This is a genomic window from Amycolatopsis orientalis, assembly GCF_000943515.2.
GTDB classification, from domain to species: domain Bacteria; phylum Actinomycetota; class Actinomycetes; order Mycobacteriales; family Pseudonocardiaceae; genus Amycolatopsis; species Amycolatopsis orientalis.
The window spans coordinates 6,365,051-6,383,235 of the sequence record NZ_CP016174.1 but is presented as its reverse complement, the minus strand read 5'-3'; the positions used below and the strand labels follow the sequence as shown (position 1 = coordinate 6,383,235).

Genomic DNA, 18,185 nt, shown 5'->3' with positions numbered 1-18,185 from the left:
ATCGTTTCGGCGGGAAGGGGAAGGTTTTTGTGAGCGACCTTGCGAAGGAATCCGTGAGTACGACAGCCGGTGAGGTCCGCCGGTGAGCGTGCTCGAAGACATCGTCGCCGGCGTCCGCGCCGATCTCGCCGAGCGCGAGGCGGCTCTGCCGTTCGACGAACTGAAGAAGCGCGCGACCCAGGTCGCGCCCCCACGTGACGTGCTCGCGGCCCTGCGTGAGTCCGGTATCGGCGTCATCGCCGAGGTGAAGCGGCGCAGTCCCTCCAAGGGCGATCTGGCCGAGATCCCGGATCCGGCCGCGCTGGCGAAGGACTACGCCGACGGCGGCGCCAGGGTGATCAGCGTGCTGACCGAGCAGCGGCGGTTCGGCGGTTCGCTCGCCGACCTCGACGCGGTCCGCGCGGCGGTCGACATCCCGGTGCTGCGCAAGGACTTCATCGTCAGCCCGTACCAGGTCCACGAGGCGCGGCTGCACGGCGCGGACATGGTCCTGCTGATCGTGGCGGCACTGGAGCAGAACGCCCTGATCGCGCTGCTGGACCGGGTCGAATCCCTCGGGATGACCGCGCTGGTCGAGATCCACAACGCCGAAGAGGCCGACAAGGCCCTCGAAGCCGGCGCGAAGGTGATCGGCGTCAACGCCCGCAACCTGCACACCCTCGAGGTCGACAGGGACGTCTTCTCGCGGCTGGCCCCAGGCCTGCCGATGGACGTCTTCAAGATCGCCGAGTCCGGTGTCCGCGGCCCCGGTGACCTGATGTCGTACGCGGGCCACGGCGCCGACGCCGTTCTCGTGGGCGAAGGGCTCGTCGCTTCGGGCGACCCGAAGGGTGCCCTGGTCAAGCTCGTGACCGCCGGTTCGCACCCCGCTTGCCCGAGGCCGTCTCGATGAGCGTGGAGTACACCGAAACACCGCACGGCGAGCACGACCCGGACGACCGGGGCTATTACGGCCCGTACGGCGGCCGGTTCATGCCCGAGGCCCTGATCGGCGTCGTCGACGAGGTCGCGGCCGAATACGACAAGGCCCGCACGGACCCGGACTTCGTCAACGAGTTCCGGCGCCTGCTGCGTGACTACGCGGGTCGCCCGTCGCTGCTCACCGAGGCCAAGCGCTTCGGTGAGCACGCCGGTGGCGCCCGCGTCTTCCTCAAGCGCGAGGATCTGAACCACACCGGTTCGCACAAGATCAACAACGTGCTGGGCCAGGCGCTGCTCACCAAGCGGATGGGCAAGAAGCGGGTCATCGCCGAGACCGGGGCCGGTCAGCACGGCGTGGCCACCGCCACCGCCTGCGCGCTGCTGGACCTGGAATGCATCGTCTACATGGGCGAGGTCGACACCGAGCGGCAGGCGCTGAACGTCGCCCGCATGAAGCTGCTCGGCGCCGAGGTCGTCCCGGTGAAAACCGGTTCGCGCACGCTCAAGGACGCGATCAACGAAGCGCTGCGTGACTGGGTCACCAACGCCGACACCACGCATTACCTGTTCGGCACGGCGGCGGGCCCGTACCCGTTCCCGATGATGGTGCGGAACTTCCACAAGATCATCGGCGAGGAGGCCCGCGCTCAGATCCTGGAGCAGGCCGGACGCCTGCCGGACGTCGTCGCGGCCTGCGTCGGCGGCGGGTCGAACGCGATCGGCATCTTCCACGGCTTCATCGACGACCCCGAGGTCCGTCTCGTGGGTCTCGAGCCGGGTGGCGAGGGCGTCGAGGGCAACCGCCACGGCGCCACGCTGACCAAGGGCACCCCCGGCAACCTGCACGGCGCGATGACGTACCTGCTGCAGGACGAGGACGGCCAGACCGTCGAGTCGCACTCGATCTCCGCGGGCCTGGACTATCCGGGCGTCGGCCCGGAGCACTCGTGGCTCAAGGACAGCGGCCGCGCCGAGTACCGGCCGGTGACCGACGCCGAGGCGATGGACGCGTTCAAGCTGCTTTCGCGCACCGAGGGCATCATCCCGGCGATCGAGTCGGCGCACGCGCTGGCCGGCGCGCTGGTGCTGGGCCGTGAACTCGGCCCCGAGGGCCTGATCGTGGTGAACCTGTCCGGTCGTGGCGACAAGGACATGGACACCGCCGCGAAGTACTTCGGCCTGGTGGAGAACGCATGAGCGAGTTGGGTGACGTTTTCGCCAAGACGCGCGAAGAGGGTCGCGGAGCGCTGATCGGGTACCTCCCGGCCGGCTTCCCGACGGTCGACGGGTCGAAGGATCTGCTGGCCGCGGTGGTCGACGGCGGCGCCGACCTGGTCGAGGTGGGCGTGCCCTACTCGGATCCGGTGATGGACGGCCCGACCATCCAGGCCGCCTCGGTGAGCGCGCTCACCAGCGGTTTCAAGCTCAAGCACCTGTTCGAGGTCGTCGAGTCGGTGTCGTCGCGCGGTGGCAAGGCCGTCGTGATGACGTACTGGAACCCGGTGCACCGCTACGGCGTCGACCGCTTCGCGCGGGACCTCGCCGCCGCGGGCGGGCTCGGGATGATCACCCCGGACCTGATCCCGGACGAGGCCGACGAGTGGATGGCCGCGTCCGAACAGCACGGCCTGGACCGGATCTTCCTGGTCGCGCCGTCCTCCTCGGAGGAGCGGATCGCGAAGACCGTCGAGGCGGCTTCGGGTTTCGTGTACGCGACCGCGGTGATGGGCGTGACCGGTGCCCGTGACCAGGTCGGCGTGCACGCCGAGGATCTGGTCGCCCGGACCCGCGCGCATACGGAGCTGCCGATCGGGGTCGGGCTGGGCGTCCGCTCCGGCGCGCAGGCGGCCCAGGTCGCCGGTTTCGCCGACGGTGTCATCGTGGGCTCGGCCCTGGTGACCGCCGCGGCGAGCGGACTGGACGCGGTACGCGAGCTTTCGGCCGAACTGGCCGCCGGGGTGCGGAAAGCCGTCGCACCCGCTTGATCTGACGTGAGCCGAAAGGGCCCTTCACCGCGTGCGACGCGGTGAAGGGCCCTTTCGGTTCAGCACTCGGTGATGGACAGCGGTGACGAGTGGAAGCTGGTGTACCAGGTGAATCCGGCGACGTTGTTCGCGTGGTCGACGTACAGATCCCAGCGTCTGGACACGCCATCGGGGCCGGTGATGAACCCGAGCGTGCAGACGGCCGCGACGTCGTGTCCCGGGTACATCGCCTCATAAGCCCAGTCGGGCCTCGGGTAGAGATGCACCCACGTCTCGGCCTTGGCGCCGCCTGTCTTCATGCCGACGTTCCCGCACCACTGCGTCGACTGCGTCGTCAGGTAGGACGCGTAGGTGTAGCCGGTCCGCATCTGGAAGTCGTCGTAGATCAGGTTCCAGCGGACATTGCCCTGGTCGATGTAGCAGATGGTCCTGAGCGCGACGTTGCTGACGACGAGGTGGGCGAGTGAGCGTCACTTTAGAGACGATCGGGGTGCCGGACCAGGTCTGTTTCGGTGACCGAACGCGGCTCCTGTTTGTCCAAAGTGGACAGTGAAACTTGCCATGACGGCTTCCATCCCTAGGGTGGGGCGCACTCGCCGATCACGGGAAGGGACACGCCATGCCGGGACCAGGGATCCTGCCGTTCGTGGCCGAGACGCCGCTGGTGGACCATCACTGCCACGGGGTCGTCACCGGAGACCTCGGCCGGATCGAGTTCGAGCAGCTGCTCACCGAGGCCGACACCGTCTCGTCACTGGGCACGACCCTGTTCGACTCGCTGATCGGCCTCGCCGTCCGTGCCCGCTGCGCCCCGATGCTCGGCCTGCCGCCGCATGTCCCGGCGGACGCGTATCTGGCCCGCCGCGCCGAACTGGGTGCCGCCGAGGTCAACGCGCGGTTCCTGCGGGCCACCGGCACGACCGACTTCCTGCTCGACGGCGGTTTCCTGCCGGACACGCTGACCACGACCGGGCAGTTCGCGGCGTTGTCCGGCGCCCGCGCCCGCGACATCGTCCGGCTCGAACAGGTCGCCGAAGCGGTGATCGAATCCACCACGGCGGCCGGGTTCGCCGCGGCCTTCGCCGGGGAACTGGCGAAACGCGCCACGACGGCGGTCGGCTTCAAGTCCATCGCCGCCTACCGGGTCGGCCTGGACCTGGCGGGGGAGCGGCCCACCGGCGCCGAGGTCGCCGAAGCGGCGGGCCGCTGGCTCGCCAGGATCGAGGCGGGCGAACCGGTCCGGCTCGCGGACGAGGTACTGCACCGGTTCCTCGTCTGGACCGGGATCGACCTGGCCCTGCCGGTCCAGTTCCACGTCGGTTTCGGCGATTCCGACGTGGACCTGCACCGCTGCGATCCGCTGCTGCTCACCGGGCTGCTGCGGGCGACCCGGTCGTGCGGGGTACCGATCATGCTGCTGCACAACTATCCCTTCCACCGGAACGCCGCGTATCTGGCGCAGGTCTTCGAGCACGTGTTCATCGACGTGGGTCTCGCGACGCACAACGCCGGTCACCGTGCGGCGGCGATCATCGCGGAGACAATGGAGATCGTGCCGTTCGGGAAACTGCTGTTCTCCACGGACGCGTTCGGGCTGGCCGAGCTGTACCACCTCGGCACCGCGCTCTTCCGGCAAGGGCTGTCGGATTTCCTGTACGCGGGGCTCACCGCGGACGTACTGTCCGAAGTGGACGCGCGCCGGATCACGGCGCTGGTGGGGCACCGCAACGCCGAACGGGTGTACGGGCTGGAGGGGACATGACGGAACTGGACGAACTGCAGGACCGGTGGGAGGCCGCCGTCGAGGCGGAGCTGCCGTCCGCGATCGAGCTCCGGCACCGGGTGCACGCGGACCCCCGCGCGTCGGGGGACGAAGAGGACACCGCGCGGGTCCTCGTCGAGGCGCTGGGCGGGGACGAGGGCGTCCGGGTCGCCAAGACCGGCCGTGCCGTGCTGTTCCCTGGCACCGGGCCCGGGCCGGCCGTGGCCCTGCGCACCGAACTGGACGCGTTGCCGGTCACCGAGCGGACCAGGGTCCCGTGGGCTTCGGAGACGCCGCTGATGCATGCGTGCGGCCACGACGTGCACATGGCCGCGCTCGTCGCCACCTGCCGCGCCGCGGCCGTCGTCGGGGTGCCGAGGCCGCTCCTCGCGCTCCTGCAGCCGCGTGAGGAGACGTCGCCGTCCGGCGCGCTGGACATCGTGGAGTCCGGCGTGCTCGCCGAGTACGGCGTCGACACGGTCATCGGCGCGCACGTCCAGCCCCGGCTCGCGGCGGGCGTGGTCTCGGCGGTGCCGGGCCCGGTCAACGCCTCCACCGACGAGTTCGAAGTGATCGTCCGCGGCCAGGGCGGGCACGCCGGCTACCCGCATCTGCTCCGGGACCCGATCCTCGCGCTCAGCCAGCTCGTGGTGAGCCTGCAGCAGCTCGCCAGCCGCCGGGTCGACCCGGTGTTCGGCGCGGTCTGCTCGGTCGGCCGGATCGAGGCGGGGACGACGGCGAACGTCGTGCCGAACGAGGCCCGCCTGTCCGGCTCGCTGCGGCTGATGCGCGCCGAAGACCGCGACCTCGCGCTCGAGGGGCTCGCCGAGGTCGTCCACGGCACCGCGAAGGCGCACGGCTGCCGGGCCGAACTGGAGATCAGCCCGTGCGAACCGGTGCTGCACAACGACGCCGGGCTCACCCAGCACGCGCATCGGCGGCTCGTCCGGGCCGGGGCGGGCGTCGACACCGACTTCCGGTCGTTCGGCGCCGACGATTTCGCGCACTACTGCGGGGTGACCCGCGGGCTGATGATGTTCGTCGGCCTCGGCGACACGGCGGGCGCGCCGAGCCTGCACGACGAGCTCTTCCTGCCGCCGGACGGCGCCGTCGGGCAGGTCGCGTCCGCGCTGATCGCGGGCTATCTGGCCGCCGTCGAGGGCTGACGCCCCCAAGACGCGCCCGAAGCGCTACGGTGGCCGACGTGAATACCGCCTCGGCAGCGTTCCTCGCGACCATCCCCAGTCCCGACCAGGGCGTCTGGCATATCGGGCCGATTCCGATCCGGGCCTACGCGCTGTGCATCATCGCCGGCATCATCGCGGCGATCTGGCTGGGCGAGCGGCGATGGATCGCCCGGGGCGGCACGAAGGGGACGGTCATCGACGTCGCCGTCTTCGCGGTGCCGTTCGGCCTGGTCGGCGGGCGGTTGTACCACGTCATCACCGACAACCAGCTGTACTTCGGCCCCGGCAAGAACCCGCTCAACGCGCTGAAGATCTGGGACGGCGGCCTCGGCATCTGGGGCGCCATCGCGCTGGGCGCGGTCGGCGCGCTGATCGCCTGCCGCCGCAAGGGGATCCCGCTGCCCGCGATGGCCGACGCGCTCGCGCCGGGCATCGTGCTGGCGCAGGCCGTCGGACGGCTCGGCAACTACTTCAACCAGGAGCTCTACGGCGCGCACACGGACCTGCCGTGGGGCCTGGAGATCTACCAGCGCTACAACCCGACCGACCCGAACGATTTCCTGAACGGCGTCGCGATCGGGCACGTCCCGCTGCCGGACAGCCCGGTGCATCCGACGTTCCTCTACGAGCTGCTCTGGAACGTCGGCGTGGCGCTGCTGGTCATCTGGGCGGACCGGAAGTTCCGCCTCGGCCACGGCCGCGTGTTCGCGCTCTACGTCGCCGGATACACCGCGGGCCGGTTCTGGATCGAGCTGATGCGGACCGACTCCGCGAACCACATCCTCGGCCTGCGGGTCAACGTGTGGACCTCGATCCTGCTGTTCGCCGCGGCGATCGCGTACTTCGTCCTGGCGGCGAAGCGGGGGCCGCGGGAAGCGCCGGAAACCCTGTGGAGCAAGGACGTGCCGCGGGAGGACGCCCCCGATGCCTCGGGTGCCTCCGATGGCGAGGGTGCCTCCGGCACCTCTGCCGCCTCTGTGGCCGCCTCCGCCGCCGAGGGTGAGGCGCACGCCGACGTCGCGGCGGCGCCGGACACCGTGCGCGACTCCGCCGCCGACAAGGCGACCGAGGACCCGAAACCCGACTCGGAAAAGTAGCCGCTTCGCTCCCTCTCGCGTGTTATGAACGGGACTTTCATTGCAAATTTTGCAATGAAAGTCCCGTTCATAACATCCGGGGTCCCAGGGGCGACGGGTCCCTGAAGGACCTCAGGGAGCGACCAGGCCCCGTCCCGTCACCAACGGCAGGTCCAGCGCGGTCAGCAGCCCGGGCGGAGCCGCCACCACCGCCGGGATCGCGTTCACCAGCCGCATCGCGGTCGCCTTCAGCCCGGCCGTGTTGTGGTCGCCGTCGGTCCCGACCAGCCGCAGGTCCAGCACGTACTCGGGCTCACCGGTCACCTGGACGCGGTAGCAACCCTGCCCGCTCGGCTGCGGCCAGTCCGGGCCGAGGTCGCCCCGCAGGCGCGTGACGTGCTCCAGCACGCACACCGCCCGCCCGCCGCGCATCCCGCGCACCTCGAACCGCAGCGCCGCCGCCGTCCCCTCCTTGATCGTCCCGGAGGCGATCTCGAACGTCTCGGGAGCCGGAAGGCGCTCGTAACTCTCCTCGACGCCGTCGAGTTCGACGTCGAGCCCCGCCGCCAGCTGCCGGACGACACTGCCCCACGCCAGCGACAGCACGCCGGGCTGCAGGAGCATCGGCAGGTCGTCCATCTCGCGGCCGAAGCCCATGATGTCGAAGAGGACCTTGCCGTTGTCGTACGTGGAGTAATCGAGGATCTCCAGGCATCGCACCTCGTCGATCCGTTCGCAGACGCCGGTGAGCACCAGCGGCAGCCAGTCGTTGGCGAAACCGGGGTCGACGCCGTTGACCCACAGCGAAGCGCCGCCCTCTCGCGCCGCGGCACGGATCGGCTCGATCAGGTCCGGCGGGACGACACCTTCGGGGTACTGGAGGAACACCGGACTGCTGGACACCACGTTGATCCCCGCGCGCAGGAACCGTTTCAGGTCCTCGACGGCCTCCATCAGCCGGTCGTCGGCCATCGCCGTGTAGAGCACGCAATCCGGCTTCAGCGCGATGAGGGCCTCCGCGTCGGTCGTCGCGGTGACGCCGAGCGGGCGGCCGAGTCCGGCCAGCTCCCCGGCGTCCACACCGGCCTTCGCCTCGCTCGAGACCCAGACCCCGGCGAGTTCGAGGTCGGGGCGCGCGGCGATCCCGGCCAGCGCGTGGCGGCCGACGTTCCCGGTACTCCACTGGACCACGCGCACGGCGTTCGCCTCCTGATGTCTGAATGGTGAACCCGCGTCCGCGATCGACGTCGGCAGGACGCTGCCTGGTAGACCACCTCACGGTAGACGAACAGGGCGTCCTGCCACCGCGATAGCGGGGGCCTTCGGCCAGGGCGGGTTCACGCGTATGGTCACTTCCCCGGTGCCTCTCAGCTCCGCCAACCGTTTCCTACAGATCGGGCAGGCCCAGTTCCAGGTTCGGGGCCTGCAGTCCACCGTCGACTTCGAGGATCTTGCCGGTGACGTACCGGCCCGCCCGCGACGCCAGGAACACGACCGTGGCCGCGATGTCCTCGGCCTCGCCGATCCGGCGCAGGGGAGTGGCCGCCTCCATCCGGCCGCGCAGCTCGTCGTTGCCCACCACCACTTCGAGTGCGGAGGTCGCCACCGAACCGACCGAGATCGCGTTCACCCGCACCTTCGGCGCGAGGTCGGCCGCCGCGAGCCGGGTGTAGTGCGCCAGCGCGGCCTTCGCCGTCCCGTACGCGGCGAAGCCCCTGCCGGTCACGCGGCCCATGACCGACGAGATGTTGACGACCGACCCGCCCGTCTCCAGTAAGGACGGTGCGGCCGCGACGGTCAGCGCGTGGGCGGTGGAAACGTTGAAGCGAAAGGCTTCTTCCAGGAACTCGGCGGTGGTTTCCAGCAGCGGGCGGGGATAGGTCCCGCCGACATTGTTGACCACCAGGTCCAGCCGCCCGAATTCCGCCGTCGCGATCCGCGCCAGCTCGCCGGCGGCGGCCGGGTCGCTCAGATCGGCGGGCACCACGTGCGCCCGGCGGCCGGTGGCGGCGACCTGCTCGGCGACCTCCGCGAGCTCGGCTTCGGTACGGGACGAGATCAGCACGTCGGCACCGGCCTCCGCGAGGGCCACGGCCGTCGCCGCGCCGATGCCGCGTCCGGCGCCGGTGACCACGGCGACCTGGTCGGTGAGCCGGAAACGGTCCAGGATCATGCGCGAAACTGTAACACGTTCTACTTACCTCGTGCTGCGGAAGAAGTCCGGAGTGACTAGGGTCGCCTCACCGCACTACTTGACATGCCGGAACGGGACATATACTTAGCGGTACGAACTACCGCGTCCCCATCAGGAACTGCGTCGTTCCGATCACCCAGATCGTTACCCATCGGCGGAATTTCGCGCCCGCTGAACTGATGCCACCATGTTTCCTAGGTGTTAAAGTCGCGTCAACGAACGGGCCATCGTCGTCCCGTGCGCATTCCCCCGGCCGGCCTGTCCGGTCGCTGAGCACAGACGACGAAGGAGGTCCCTTCATGATCTTCTCCGCCATTCCCGGCAAACAAGGTCTCTACGATCCCGAATCCGAACAGGACTCCTGCGGTGTGGCCATGGTGGCCGACATCCGCGGGCGCCGTTCGCACGGCATCGTCACCGACGGCCTGTCCGCGCTGACGAACCTCGACCACCGGGGCGCCGCCGGCGCGGAACCGACCAGTGGTGACGGCGCGGGCATCCTGCTGCAGCTGCCCGACGAGCTGCTGCGCGCGGAAGCGGGCTTCATCCTGCCCGAGCCGGACGCCGACGGTCACCAGACGTACGCGACCGGTATCGGCTTCCTGCCCTCGGACGTCGAGGAGCGCGGCAAGGCCGTCGCCCTGATCGAGCGGATCGCCACCGAAGAGGGCCTCCAGGTCCTCGGCTGGCGCGAAGTCCCGGTCGACGCCGACCGTGCCGACATCGGCCCCACGGCGCGTTCGGTGATGCCGCATTTCGCGATGCTGTTCGTCGCGGCCCAGGAGACCGACGGCAGGCGGCCGGGCGGGCTCGGACTGGACAGGCTGGCCTTCTGCCTGCGCAAACGCGTCGAGAACGAGAGCCTGACCAACGGCTGCGGGACGTACTTCCCGAGTCTGTCCTCGCGCACGATCGTCTACAAGGGAATGCTGACCCCCGAGCAGCTCCCGCTCTTCTTCACCGACCTGACCGACACCCGGCTCACCAGCGCCATCGCGCTCGTGCACTCGCGGTTCTCCACCAACACCTTCCCGTCGTGGCCGCTGGCGCACCCGTTCCGGTTCGTCGCGCACAACGGCGAGATCAACACCATCCGGGGAAACCGCAACCGGATGCGCGCCCGTGAGGCACTGCTCGAATCGGACCTCCTTCCCGGCGACCTGACCCGGCTGTACCCCATCTGCTCGGCCGACGCGTCGGACTCCGCCTCCTTCGACGAGGTGCTGGAGCTGCTGCACCTCGGTGGCCGTTCGCTGCCGCACGCGGTGCTGATGATGATCCCCGAGGCGTGGGAGAACCACACCGGGATGAACGCCCAGCGTCGTGCGTTCTACCAGTTCCACGCCAGCCTGATGGAACCGTGGGACGGCCCGGCCTGCGTCACCTTCACCGACGGCACCCTCGTCGGCGCGGTGCTGGACCGCAACGGGCTGCGCCCGGCCCGCTGGTGGCGCACCGCGGACGACCGCGTCGTGCTGGCCAGTGAGGCCGGTGTCCTCGACGTCGCCCCCGCGGACGTCGTCGCCAAGGGCCGCCTCAAGCCCGGCCGCATGTTCCTGGTGGACACCGAGGCGGGCCGGATCGTCGACGACGAAGAGGTCAAGTCCGAGCTGGCCAAGGAACTCCCGTACGAGGGGTGGCTGCACGCCGGTCTCCTGCAGATCGCCGACCTGCCGGATCGCGACCACATCGTGCAGAGCCACGATTCGGTGCTGCGGCGCCAGCTTTCCTTCGGCTACACCGAAGAAGAGCTGAAGATCCTGCTAGCGCCGATGGCGGTCAAGGCCGCCGAGCCGATCGGTTCGATGGGCTCCGACACCCCGCCCGCGGTGCTGTCCCAGCGTTCCCGGCTGCTCTACGACTACTTCAAGCAGAACTTCGCCCAGGTCACCAACCCGCCGCTGGACGCGATCCGCGAAGAGCTCGTCACCTCGATGAGCCGGATCATGGGCCCGGAGCGGAACCTGCTCGCCCCCGGCCCGGCCTCCTGCCGTCACGTGCAGCTGCCGTATCCGGTGATCGACAACGACGAACTCGCCAAGCTGATCCACATCAACGACGACGGCGACCTTCCCGGCTTCGCCTGCAGTGTCCTTTCCGGACTGTACGAAGTGGATGGTGGGGCCGACGCGCTGGCGTCGGCGATCGAGCGGGTCCGGCGCGAGGCCTCCGAGGCGATCGCGGCGGGCGCGCGCACGCTCGTGCTGTCCGATCGCGATTCCGACCACCGCATGGCGCCGATCCCGTCGCTGCTGCTGGTCTCCTCGGTGCACCACCATCTGGTGCGTACCAAGGAAAGGCTCCGCGTCGCACTGGTCGTCGAGACCGGGGACGCCCGCGAGGTCCACCACATCGCGCTGCTGCTCGGCTACGGTGCCGCGGCGGTGAACCCGTACCTGGCCTTCGAGACCATCGAGGACATGATCCCGACCGGTGCCATCACCGGGATCGAGCCGGCCAAGGCGATCCGCAACTACGTCAAGGCGCTCGTGAAGGGCGTCCTGAAGATCATGTCGAAGATGGGCATCTCGACCGTCGGCGCCTACACCGCGGCCCAGGTCTTCGAATCCTTCGGCCTGGCCCAGGATCTGCTCGACGAGTACTTCACGGGGACGTCGTCGAAGCTTGGCGGCGTCGGGCTGAGCGTGCTCGCCGAAGAGGTCGCCGTCCGCCACCGCCGCGCGTACCCGGACAACCCGACCGACCGGGTCCACCGTGGACTCGAGACCGGCGGCGAGTACGCGTACCGCCGCGAGGGCGAACTGCACCTGTTCACCCCGGAGACCGTCTTCCTGTTGCAGCACGCGACGAAGACCGGCCGGGAAGAGGTGTACAAGAAGTACTCCGACGAGGTGCACCGGCTCTACCGCCAGGGCGGCGCGCTGCGAGGGCTGTTCTCCTTCCGCGAGGGCGCGCGCGAGCCGGTCCCGCTGGACGAGGTCGAGCCGGTCGAGGCGATCTTCAAGCGGTTCAACACCGGTGCGATGTCCTACGGCTCGATTTCGGCCGAGGCGCACGAAACCCTCGCCATCGCGATGAACCGCATCGGTGGCCGGTCCAACACCGGTGAGGGCGGGGAAGACCCCGCGCGCCTCTACGACCCGGAGCGGCGCAGCGCGATCAAGCAGGTCGCGAGCGGCCGGTTCGGCGTCACGAGCGAGTACCTGGTCAACGCCGACGACATCCAGATCAAGATGGCGCAGGGCGCGAAGCCGGGCGAGGGCGGGCAGTTGCCGCCCAACAAGGTCTACCCGTGGATCGCCCGCACGCGACACTCGACGCCGGGCGTCGGGCTCATCTCGCCGCCGCCGCACCACGACATCTACTCGATCGAGGATCTCGCCCAGCTGATCCACGACCTCAAGAACGCCAACGAGAACGCCCGCATCCACGTGAAGCTGGTGTCCTCGCTCGGGGTCGGCACGGTCGCGGCGGGCGTGTCCAAGGCGCACGCGGACGTCGTGCTGATCTCCGGCCACGACGGCGGCACCGGCGCCTCCCCGATGAACTCGCTCAAGCACGCGGGGACGCCGTGGGAGATCGGCCTCGCCGAGACGCAGCAGACGTTGCTGCTCAACGGTTTGCGCGACCGGATCACCGTGCAGGTGGACGGCGCGATGAAGACCGGCCGCGACGTCGTCATCGCCGCGCTGCTCGGCGCGGAGGAGTACGGTTTCGCGACGGCGCCGCTGATCGTCGAGGGCTGCGTCATGATGCGCGTCTGCCACCTCGACACCTGCCCGGTCGGCGTCGCGACCCAGAGCCCGGAGCTGCGCAAGCGGTACACCGGACAGGTCGACCACGTCGTCAACTACTTCCGGTTCGTCGCCGAAGAGGTCCGGGAAACGCTGGCGGCACTCGGTTTCCGTACCCTCGACGAGGCGATCGGGCACGCCGAGGTGCTGGACACCGACAAGGCGATCGAGCATTGGAAAGCCTCCGGGCTGGACCTCTCGCCGATCTTCGAAATGCCCACTGAAACCCCGTACGGCGGGGCGAAGCGGCGTACGCGCGGGCAGGACCACGGCCTGGAGCACGCGCTCGACCGGACGCTGATCCAGCTCGCCGAGGCGGCGCTGGAGGACGCGCATCCGGTTCGGCTGGAACTGCCGGTGCGGAACGTGAACCGGACCGTCGGCACGCTGCTGGGGTCCGAGATCACCCGCCGCTACGGCGGCGAGGGCCTGCCGGAGGACACGATCCACGTGCTGCTGACCGGATCCGCCGGGCAGTCGCTGGGCGCGTTCCTGCCGCGCGGCATCACGCTCGACATGGTCGGCGACGCGAACGACTACGTCGGCAAGGGGCTTTCGGGCGGGCGGATCATCGTGCGCCCGCATCCGGACGCGAAGTTCGCCGCGGAGGGCCAGACCATCGCCGGGAACACGCTCGCCTACGGGGCCACCGGCGGGGAGATGTTCCTGCGCGGCCAGGTCGGTGAACGGTTCTGCGTGCGCAACTCCGGTGCGGTGGTCGTCGCCGAGGGCGTCGGTGACCACGCGTTCGAGTACATGACCGGTGGACAGGCCGTCGTGCTCGGCCCGACCGGGCGCAATCTCGCGGCCGGGATGTCCGGCGGCGAGGCGTACGTGCTCGACCTCGATCGCGGCCGGGTCAACGAGGAGATGGTGAACCTCCTGACCCCGACGTCCGAGGATCTCGCCTGGCTCAAGAAGACCGTGCAGAAACACTATGACCTCACACGTTCGGCCGTGGCCGCGTCGCTGCTCGGCGACTGGCCGCGTCGTTCGGCGGCGTTCACCAAGGTGATGCCCCGCGACTACCAGCGTGTCCTTGACGCGGCGAAGGCGGCGCGTGCCGCCGGCCGCGACGTCGACGAAGCGATCATGGAGGCCGCTCGTGGCTGATCCGACGGGTTTCCTGAAGTACGAACGCGAAGAGCCGAAGAAGAAGTCCAAAGAGGAACGTCTCGCCACTTGGGGCGAGGTGTACGCCGACGTGGAACCCGGCGAGCGCAACGAAAAGGTGCGCAAGCAGGCTTCGCGCTGCATGGACTGCGGCATCCCGTTCTGTCATTCCGGTGGTTCCGGCTGCCCGCTGGGCAACCTGATCCCGGAGTGGAACGACCTGGTGCGCCGCGGTGACTGGGCCGCGGCGAGCGACCGGCTCCACGCCACCAACAACTTCCCCGAGTTCACCGGGAAGCTGTGCCCCGCGCCGTGCGAGGCGGGCTGTGTCCTGTCGATCTCACCGCTGTCCGGCGGACCGGTGTCGATCAAGCGGGTCGAGCAGACGATCGCCGACCAGTCCTGGGAAGCGGGTTACGTGCAGCCGCAGGTCTCGGCGGTGTCGTCGGGCCAGCGGGTCGCGGTCGTCGGCTCCGGTCCCGCCGGGCTCGCCGCCGCGCAGCAGCTGACCCGCGCCGGTCACGAGGTGACCGTCTACGAACGGGACGACCGGCTCGGCGGCCTGCTGCGGTACGGCATCCCCGAGTTCAAGATGGAGAAGAAGGTCCTCGACCGGCGGCTCGCCCAGCTGCGCAAGGAGGGCACGAAGTTCGTCACCGGCTGCGAGGTCGGCGTCGACCTGACCGTCGAGGAACTCCGCGCCACCTATGACGCCGTCGTGCTCGCCGTGGGCGCGCTGCGCGGCCGTGACGACACCACGACGCCGGGGCGCGAACTGTCCGGGATCCATCTGGCGATGGAACATCTGGTCCCCGCCAACAAGTACGTCGAGGGTGACGGCCCGTCGCCGGTCGACGCGGCGGGCAAGCACGTGGTCATCATCGGCGGTGGCGACACCGGCGCCGACTCGTACGGCACCGCGACCCGGCAGGGCGCGCTTTCGGTGACCCAGCTGGACCAGTACCCGACCCCACCGTCCACAAGGGACGACGAACGCTCGCCGTGGCCGACCTGGCCGTACATCCTGCGCACCTATCCGGCGCACGAGGAGGCGGGCGAGCGCAAGTTCGCCGTCGCGGTCACCCGCTTCATCGGTGACGACGACGGCAACGTGCGCGCGGTAGAACTCCGGCAGGTCCGCGTGGTCAAGGACCCCGAGACCGGCAAGCGCATGGTGACCCCGGTCAACGACGAGGTCGAGGAACTGCCCGCCGACCTCGTGCTGCTCGCGATCGGGTTCGAGGGTGTCGAGCACATGCCGTTGCTGGACGGGCTCGGCCTCTCGCTGACGAAGCGCGGAACGCTTTCGTGTGGCTCGGACTGGCAGACGTCCTCGCCGGGCGTGTTCGTCTGCGGGGACGCGCATCGCGGCGCTTCGCTGGTGGTGTGGGCGATCGCGGAAGGACGCTCGGTGGCCAGCGCCGTCGACGCGTACCTCACCGGCGCGTCCGACCTCCCGGCACCGGTGCACCCGACGGCGCTGCCGCTCGCGGTGGTCTGACGAACGGCGGTCCCGGCTCCCACCCAAGGTGGAGGGCCGGGACCAGCCTCGGGTACGACGCGGTAGGGCGGTCGTGCGCGCGACGATCCCCGCATGAAGAAAGTGCTGGCCTTACTGGCTTTCCTCCCGTTCATGGCCGCGGTCCCGGCGACCGCCGAAGCGGCTCCGGCGGTGAAGTGGACGTCCCCTTGCCCGGACTACGGCATGACGCCCTCGCCGACCGCCGGGCTCGAATGCGCGACACTCAAGGTGCCGCTGGACTACGCCGACTCCGGCGGTCGGACCATCGAACTCACCCTGTCCCGTAAGGCGAGCACTTCGCCGAAGCGCCGGGGCGTGCTGCTGATGAATCCCGGCGGCCCGGGGAGCCCCGGCCTGGCGATGCCCGCGCAACTGGCGCAAAGACAAGGGCACACCGGTCTGCTGGACAGCTACGACGTCATCGGGTTCGACCCGCGCGGGACCACCTACAGCACGCCAGTGACCTGTGACCTCACCCAGGACCAACGGTTCATCCTTGTCGGACCGTACGCGGCGGGCCCGCGCGATGTCGCCGAGAAGGCGGCGAAGTCCCGTGTGGTGGCGAAGCAATGCGCCGAGTCGAAGACGGCGGATCTCCTGCCGCAGATGACCACCGCCAACACCGCGCGCGACCTGGACCGGATCCGAGAGGCGCTGGGGGAGCGGAAGATCTCGTACTACGGCGTCTCGTACGGGAGCTATCTCGGCGCCGCTTACGCGTCGATGTTCCCCACGCGCACGGACCGGATCGTGCTGGACAGCCTCGTCGGTCCGGCCGGGCTGGACGTCCGGGCGCACCAACGCTTCGCGGACGGCTTCGACGACCGCTTCGTTGACTTCACGGCATGGGCGGCGGCGCGCGACGACGTCTACCACCTCGGGCGGACGTCGGCCGAGGTGACGGCGAAGTTCTTCGAACTGGTGGAGGAACGCGGCGACGACATCCGGTCCGCTACCTGGGCGGCGCTGTACGACGACGCGAACTTCCCCGCGCTGGCCGGGAAATGGGCCGCCCCGGCCGCATCGGCGCACGGCGGGCCACTCGACGGCGACAACCACGCGGCGCTCCAGCTCCAGGTGCTGTGCAACGACACCGACTGGCCGGAAAGCGTGCGCTACTACCAAAAAGCGGTCGATCGGGCCCGCGTGACGCACCCGATGTTCGGCCCCGCGGCCGCCAACATCACCCCCTGTGCGTTCTGGCCTGTCGAGCGCCGCGAGCCGCCGGTGCGGATTCACGCCCGCGGACCGTCGAACATCCTGCTGGTGCAGAACCTCCGCGATCCGGCGACCCCGCTCGTCGGCGCCCGCGAAATGCGGTCGGCGCTGGGCGCTCGGGCGAAGTTCGTCACCGTGGACGCCGGCGGGCACGGCGTCTTCACCAAGGAGAACGCCTGCGGTAACGACGTCGTCGTCCGATACCTGCGGGACGGCGCCTTCCCGGCCGCCGACTCCCACTGTCCCGCTTGATCAGGTCGTTTTCCGAACGCGGCGGCCGAGGATTCACGTTCTCACCGCGGCGTTCCGCCACGCTGGGCCGAACGGCCCATACGCCGTCCCGGATGCGGCCGAACGGTCGCTTGTACGCCCCGTAGCAGGGCAAATACTTTCAGAAAGTCGTGCAGGTCATACGGCAATTCACCGGTGGCGAAAGGTGGTATGCCATGAAGAGGACGGCTTCCCGGACGGGGATCCTGGCGGCGCTCGTGGGGCTGGCGGTGACGGGGCTGACGGCGGTCGCGGGTCCCGCTCAAGCCGGACCGGTCCATCATCAGGCGGCGGCCGACGCGCAGGCGGTGGCGGCCTACTGGACACCCGAGCGGATGCGGTCGGCGGTGCCGATCGAACAACTGGTCCAGGCCCCGCCCCTTTCGCTCAAGGACGTCGCGAAGGGCGAGAGCACGATCATCCAGAGCATCCCCAACGGCGGCGGCGCGTGGACCGGGGCGGGCAAGGTCGTGCAGACCGCCGGCCGGGTGTTCTTCACCATGGGCGGGCGGAACGCGTCGTGCTCCGGTGACGCGGTCACCAGCGCTAACGGCAGTGTCGTCATCACCGCCGGGCACTGCGTGAAGTACCAGGGCGCGTGGCACACCAACTGGACCTTCGCGCCCGGCTACAACAACGGCAACACGCCCTACGGGACCTGGGCCGCGAAGAGCACGCTGACCACTCCGCAGTGGGAAGCGAGCGAGGACATGAACTACGACGTCGGCGCGGCCGTGGTCAACCCGCTCAACGGGCAGAGGCTGACCGACGTGGTCGGCGCGCAGGGGATCGCGTTCAACCAGGCGCGCAACCAGTCGATGTACACGTTCGGGTATCCGGCGGCGGCGCCGTACGACGGGACGAAGCTGATCTACTGCAGCGGAAGCACGTTCACCGACTTCCTGCTGACCAAGGACCACGGGATGAACTGCAATATGACCGGCGGTTCGAGCGGCGGCCCGTGGTTCCTCAACTTCAGCGAGGCGACCGGTGCCGGTGTCCAGGCGTCGGTGAACAGTTTCGGCTACACCTTCCTGCCGGGGTACATGTTCGGTCCGTACTTCGGCACCGACGCGCAGAACCTCTACAACAAGGCGCAGGCCGCCTGACCGTCCCGGACCGCCCGTCCACCTTTTGGGACTTTCGTCCCGGTGGGCGGGCGGCTTCCGGCCCGGCATATCC

At 69.6% G+C, this 18,185-nt stretch carries 13 protein-coding genes; 10 read left to right on the top strand and 3 right to left on the bottom strand.

The features are described 5' to 3' along the window. Nucleotides 1-82 precede the first annotated feature (82 nt). Genes trpC through trpA form a run of 3 tightly spaced genes read left to right on the top strand, consistent with a single transcriptional unit; the run spans nt 83 to nt 2,906 of the window. On the top strand, nt 83-892 hold the full coding sequence (gene trpC / locus SD37_RS27525; RefSeq protein WP_005155232.1) for an indole-3-glycerol phosphate synthase TrpC: 810 nt from the start codon (nt 83-85) through the stop codon (nt 890-892). Then, nucleotides 889-2,118, top strand: a complete 1,230-nt coding sequence (gene trpB / locus SD37_RS27520; RefSeq protein ID WP_044850162.1) for a tryptophan synthase subunit beta — start codon at nt 889-891, stop codon at nt 2,116-2,118. Before trpC ends, trpB begins: the two co-directional genes overlap by 4 nt. After that, nucleotides 2,115-2,906, top strand: a complete 792-nt coding sequence (gene trpA / locus SD37_RS27515) for a tryptophan synthase subunit alpha (protein ID WP_044850016.1) — start codon at nt 2,115-2,117, stop codon at nt 2,904-2,906. Before trpB ends, trpA begins: the two co-directional genes overlap by 4 nt. Nucleotides 2,907-2,965: 59 nt before the next feature. On the opposite strand, the gene SD37_RS27510 is transcribed toward trpA, so the two are convergent. Then, nucleotides 2,966-3,274 (bottom strand): hypothetical protein, encoded by a 309-nt coding sequence (locus SD37_RS27510; protein ID WP_044850015.1) that lies wholly within the window; start codon nt 3,272-3,274, stop codon nt 2,966-2,968. 251 nt (nt 3,275-3,525) lie between these two features. Between SD37_RS27510 and SD37_RS27505 the strand changes: the two genes are divergently transcribed. The 3 genes from SD37_RS27505 to lgt are packed head-to-tail and all read left to right on the top strand — an operon-like array spanning nt 3,526 to nt 6,952. Further along, nucleotides 3,526-4,668, top strand: coding sequence for an amidohydrolase family protein (locus tag SD37_RS27505; RefSeq protein WP_044850014.1), 1,143 nt, complete (start codon nt 3,526-3,528; stop codon nt 4,666-4,668). Further along, the gene (locus SD37_RS27500) at nt 4,665-5,834 is read left to right on the top strand and encodes a M20 metallopeptidase family protein (RefSeq protein ID WP_044850013.1); all 1,170 of its coding nucleotides are present in this window, start codon (nt 4,665-4,667) and stop codon (nt 5,832-5,834) included. The genes SD37_RS27505 and SD37_RS27500 overlap by 4 nt, the downstream gene beginning before the upstream one ends. 29 nt (nt 5,835-5,863) lie before the next feature. After that, nucleotides 5,864-6,952 (top strand): prolipoprotein diacylglyceryl transferase, encoded by a 1,089-nt coding sequence (gene lgt, locus SD37_RS27495; RefSeq protein ID WP_044850012.1) that lies wholly within the window; start codon nt 5,864-5,866, stop codon nt 6,950-6,952. 111 nt (nt 6,953-7,063) lie between these two features. Here lgt and SD37_RS27490 read toward each other — a convergent pair whose 3' ends face one another. Both SD37_RS27490 and SD37_RS27485 read right to left on the bottom strand, forming a co-directional pair. Next, complete coding sequence (locus SD37_RS27490) at nt 7,064-8,128, bottom strand: NAD(P)H-dependent amine dehydrogenase family protein (protein ID WP_044850011.1); 1,065 nt, start codon at nt 8,126-8,128, stop codon at nt 7,064-7,066. 190 nt (nt 8,129-8,318) lie between these two features. Further along, entirely contained in the window at nt 8,319-9,104 is a 786-nt protein-coding gene (locus SD37_RS27485; RefSeq protein WP_044850010.1) for an SDR family oxidoreductase, read from the bottom strand. Between the two features lie 320 nt (nt 9,105-9,424). On the opposite strand from SD37_RS27485, the gene gltB reads away from it, so the two are divergent. From gltB to SD37_RS27465, 4 genes are all read left to right on the top strand, one after another. Then, entirely contained in the window at nt 9,425-13,993 is a 4,569-nt protein-coding gene (gltB, locus tag SD37_RS27480; RefSeq protein ID WP_044850009.1) for a glutamate synthase large subunit, read from the top strand. Further along, the gene (locus SD37_RS27475; protein WP_044850008.1) at nt 13,986-15,494 is read left to right on the top strand and encodes a glutamate synthase subunit beta; all 1,509 of its coding nucleotides are present in this window, start codon (nt 13,986-13,988) and stop codon (nt 15,492-15,494) included. Before gltB ends, SD37_RS27475 begins: the two co-directional genes overlap by 8 nt. A gap of 93 nt (nt 15,495-15,587) precedes the next feature. Then, nucleotides 15,588-16,985, top strand: a complete 1,398-nt coding sequence (locus tag SD37_RS27470) for an alpha/beta hydrolase (RefSeq protein WP_044850007.1) — start codon at nt 15,588-15,590, stop codon at nt 16,983-16,985. 194 nt (nt 16,986-17,179) lie between these two features. Next, complete coding sequence (locus tag SD37_RS27465; protein ID WP_037309642.1) at nt 17,180-18,112, top strand: trypsin-like serine peptidase; 933 nt, start codon at nt 17,180-17,182, stop codon at nt 18,110-18,112. The last annotated feature ends 73 nt before the right edge of the window (nt 18,113-18,185 follow it).

Excerpts from the sequence above, each read along its gene's own strand:
- SD37_RS27500 (WP_044850013.1), top strand. The coding sequence starts at position 4,665 with ATGACGGAACTGGACGAACTGCAGGACCGGTGGGAGGCCGCCGTCGAG.
- gltB (WP_044850009.1), top strand. The coding sequence starts at position 9,425 with ATGATCTTCTCCGCCATTCCCGGCAAACAAGGTCTCTACGATCCCGAA.
- SD37_RS27510 (WP_044850015.1), bottom strand. The coding sequence starts at position 3,274 with ATGCGGACCGGCTACACCTACGCGTCCTACCTGACGACGCAGTCGACG.
- trpA (WP_044850016.1), top strand. The coding sequence starts at position 2,115 with ATGAGCGAGTTGGGTGACGTTTTCGCCAAGACGCGCGAAGAGGGTCGC.
- trpB (WP_044850162.1), top strand. The coding sequence starts at position 889 with ATGAGCGTGGAGTACACCGAAACACCGCACGGCGAGCACGACCCGGAC.
- SD37_RS27485 (WP_044850010.1), bottom strand. The coding sequence starts at position 9,104 with ATGATCCTGGACCGTTTCCGGCTCACCGACCAGGTCGCCGTGGTCACC.
- SD37_RS27505 (WP_044850014.1), top strand. The coding sequence starts at position 3,526 with ATGCCGGGACCAGGGATCCTGCCGTTCGTGGCCGAGACGCCGCTGGTG.
- SD37_RS27465 (WP_037309642.1), top strand. The coding sequence starts at position 17,180 with ATGAAGAGGACGGCTTCCCGGACGGGGATCCTGGCGGCGCTCGTGGGG.
- SD37_RS27470 (WP_044850007.1), top strand. The coding sequence starts at position 15,588 with ATGAAGAAAGTGCTGGCCTTACTGGCTTTCCTCCCGTTCATGGCCGCG.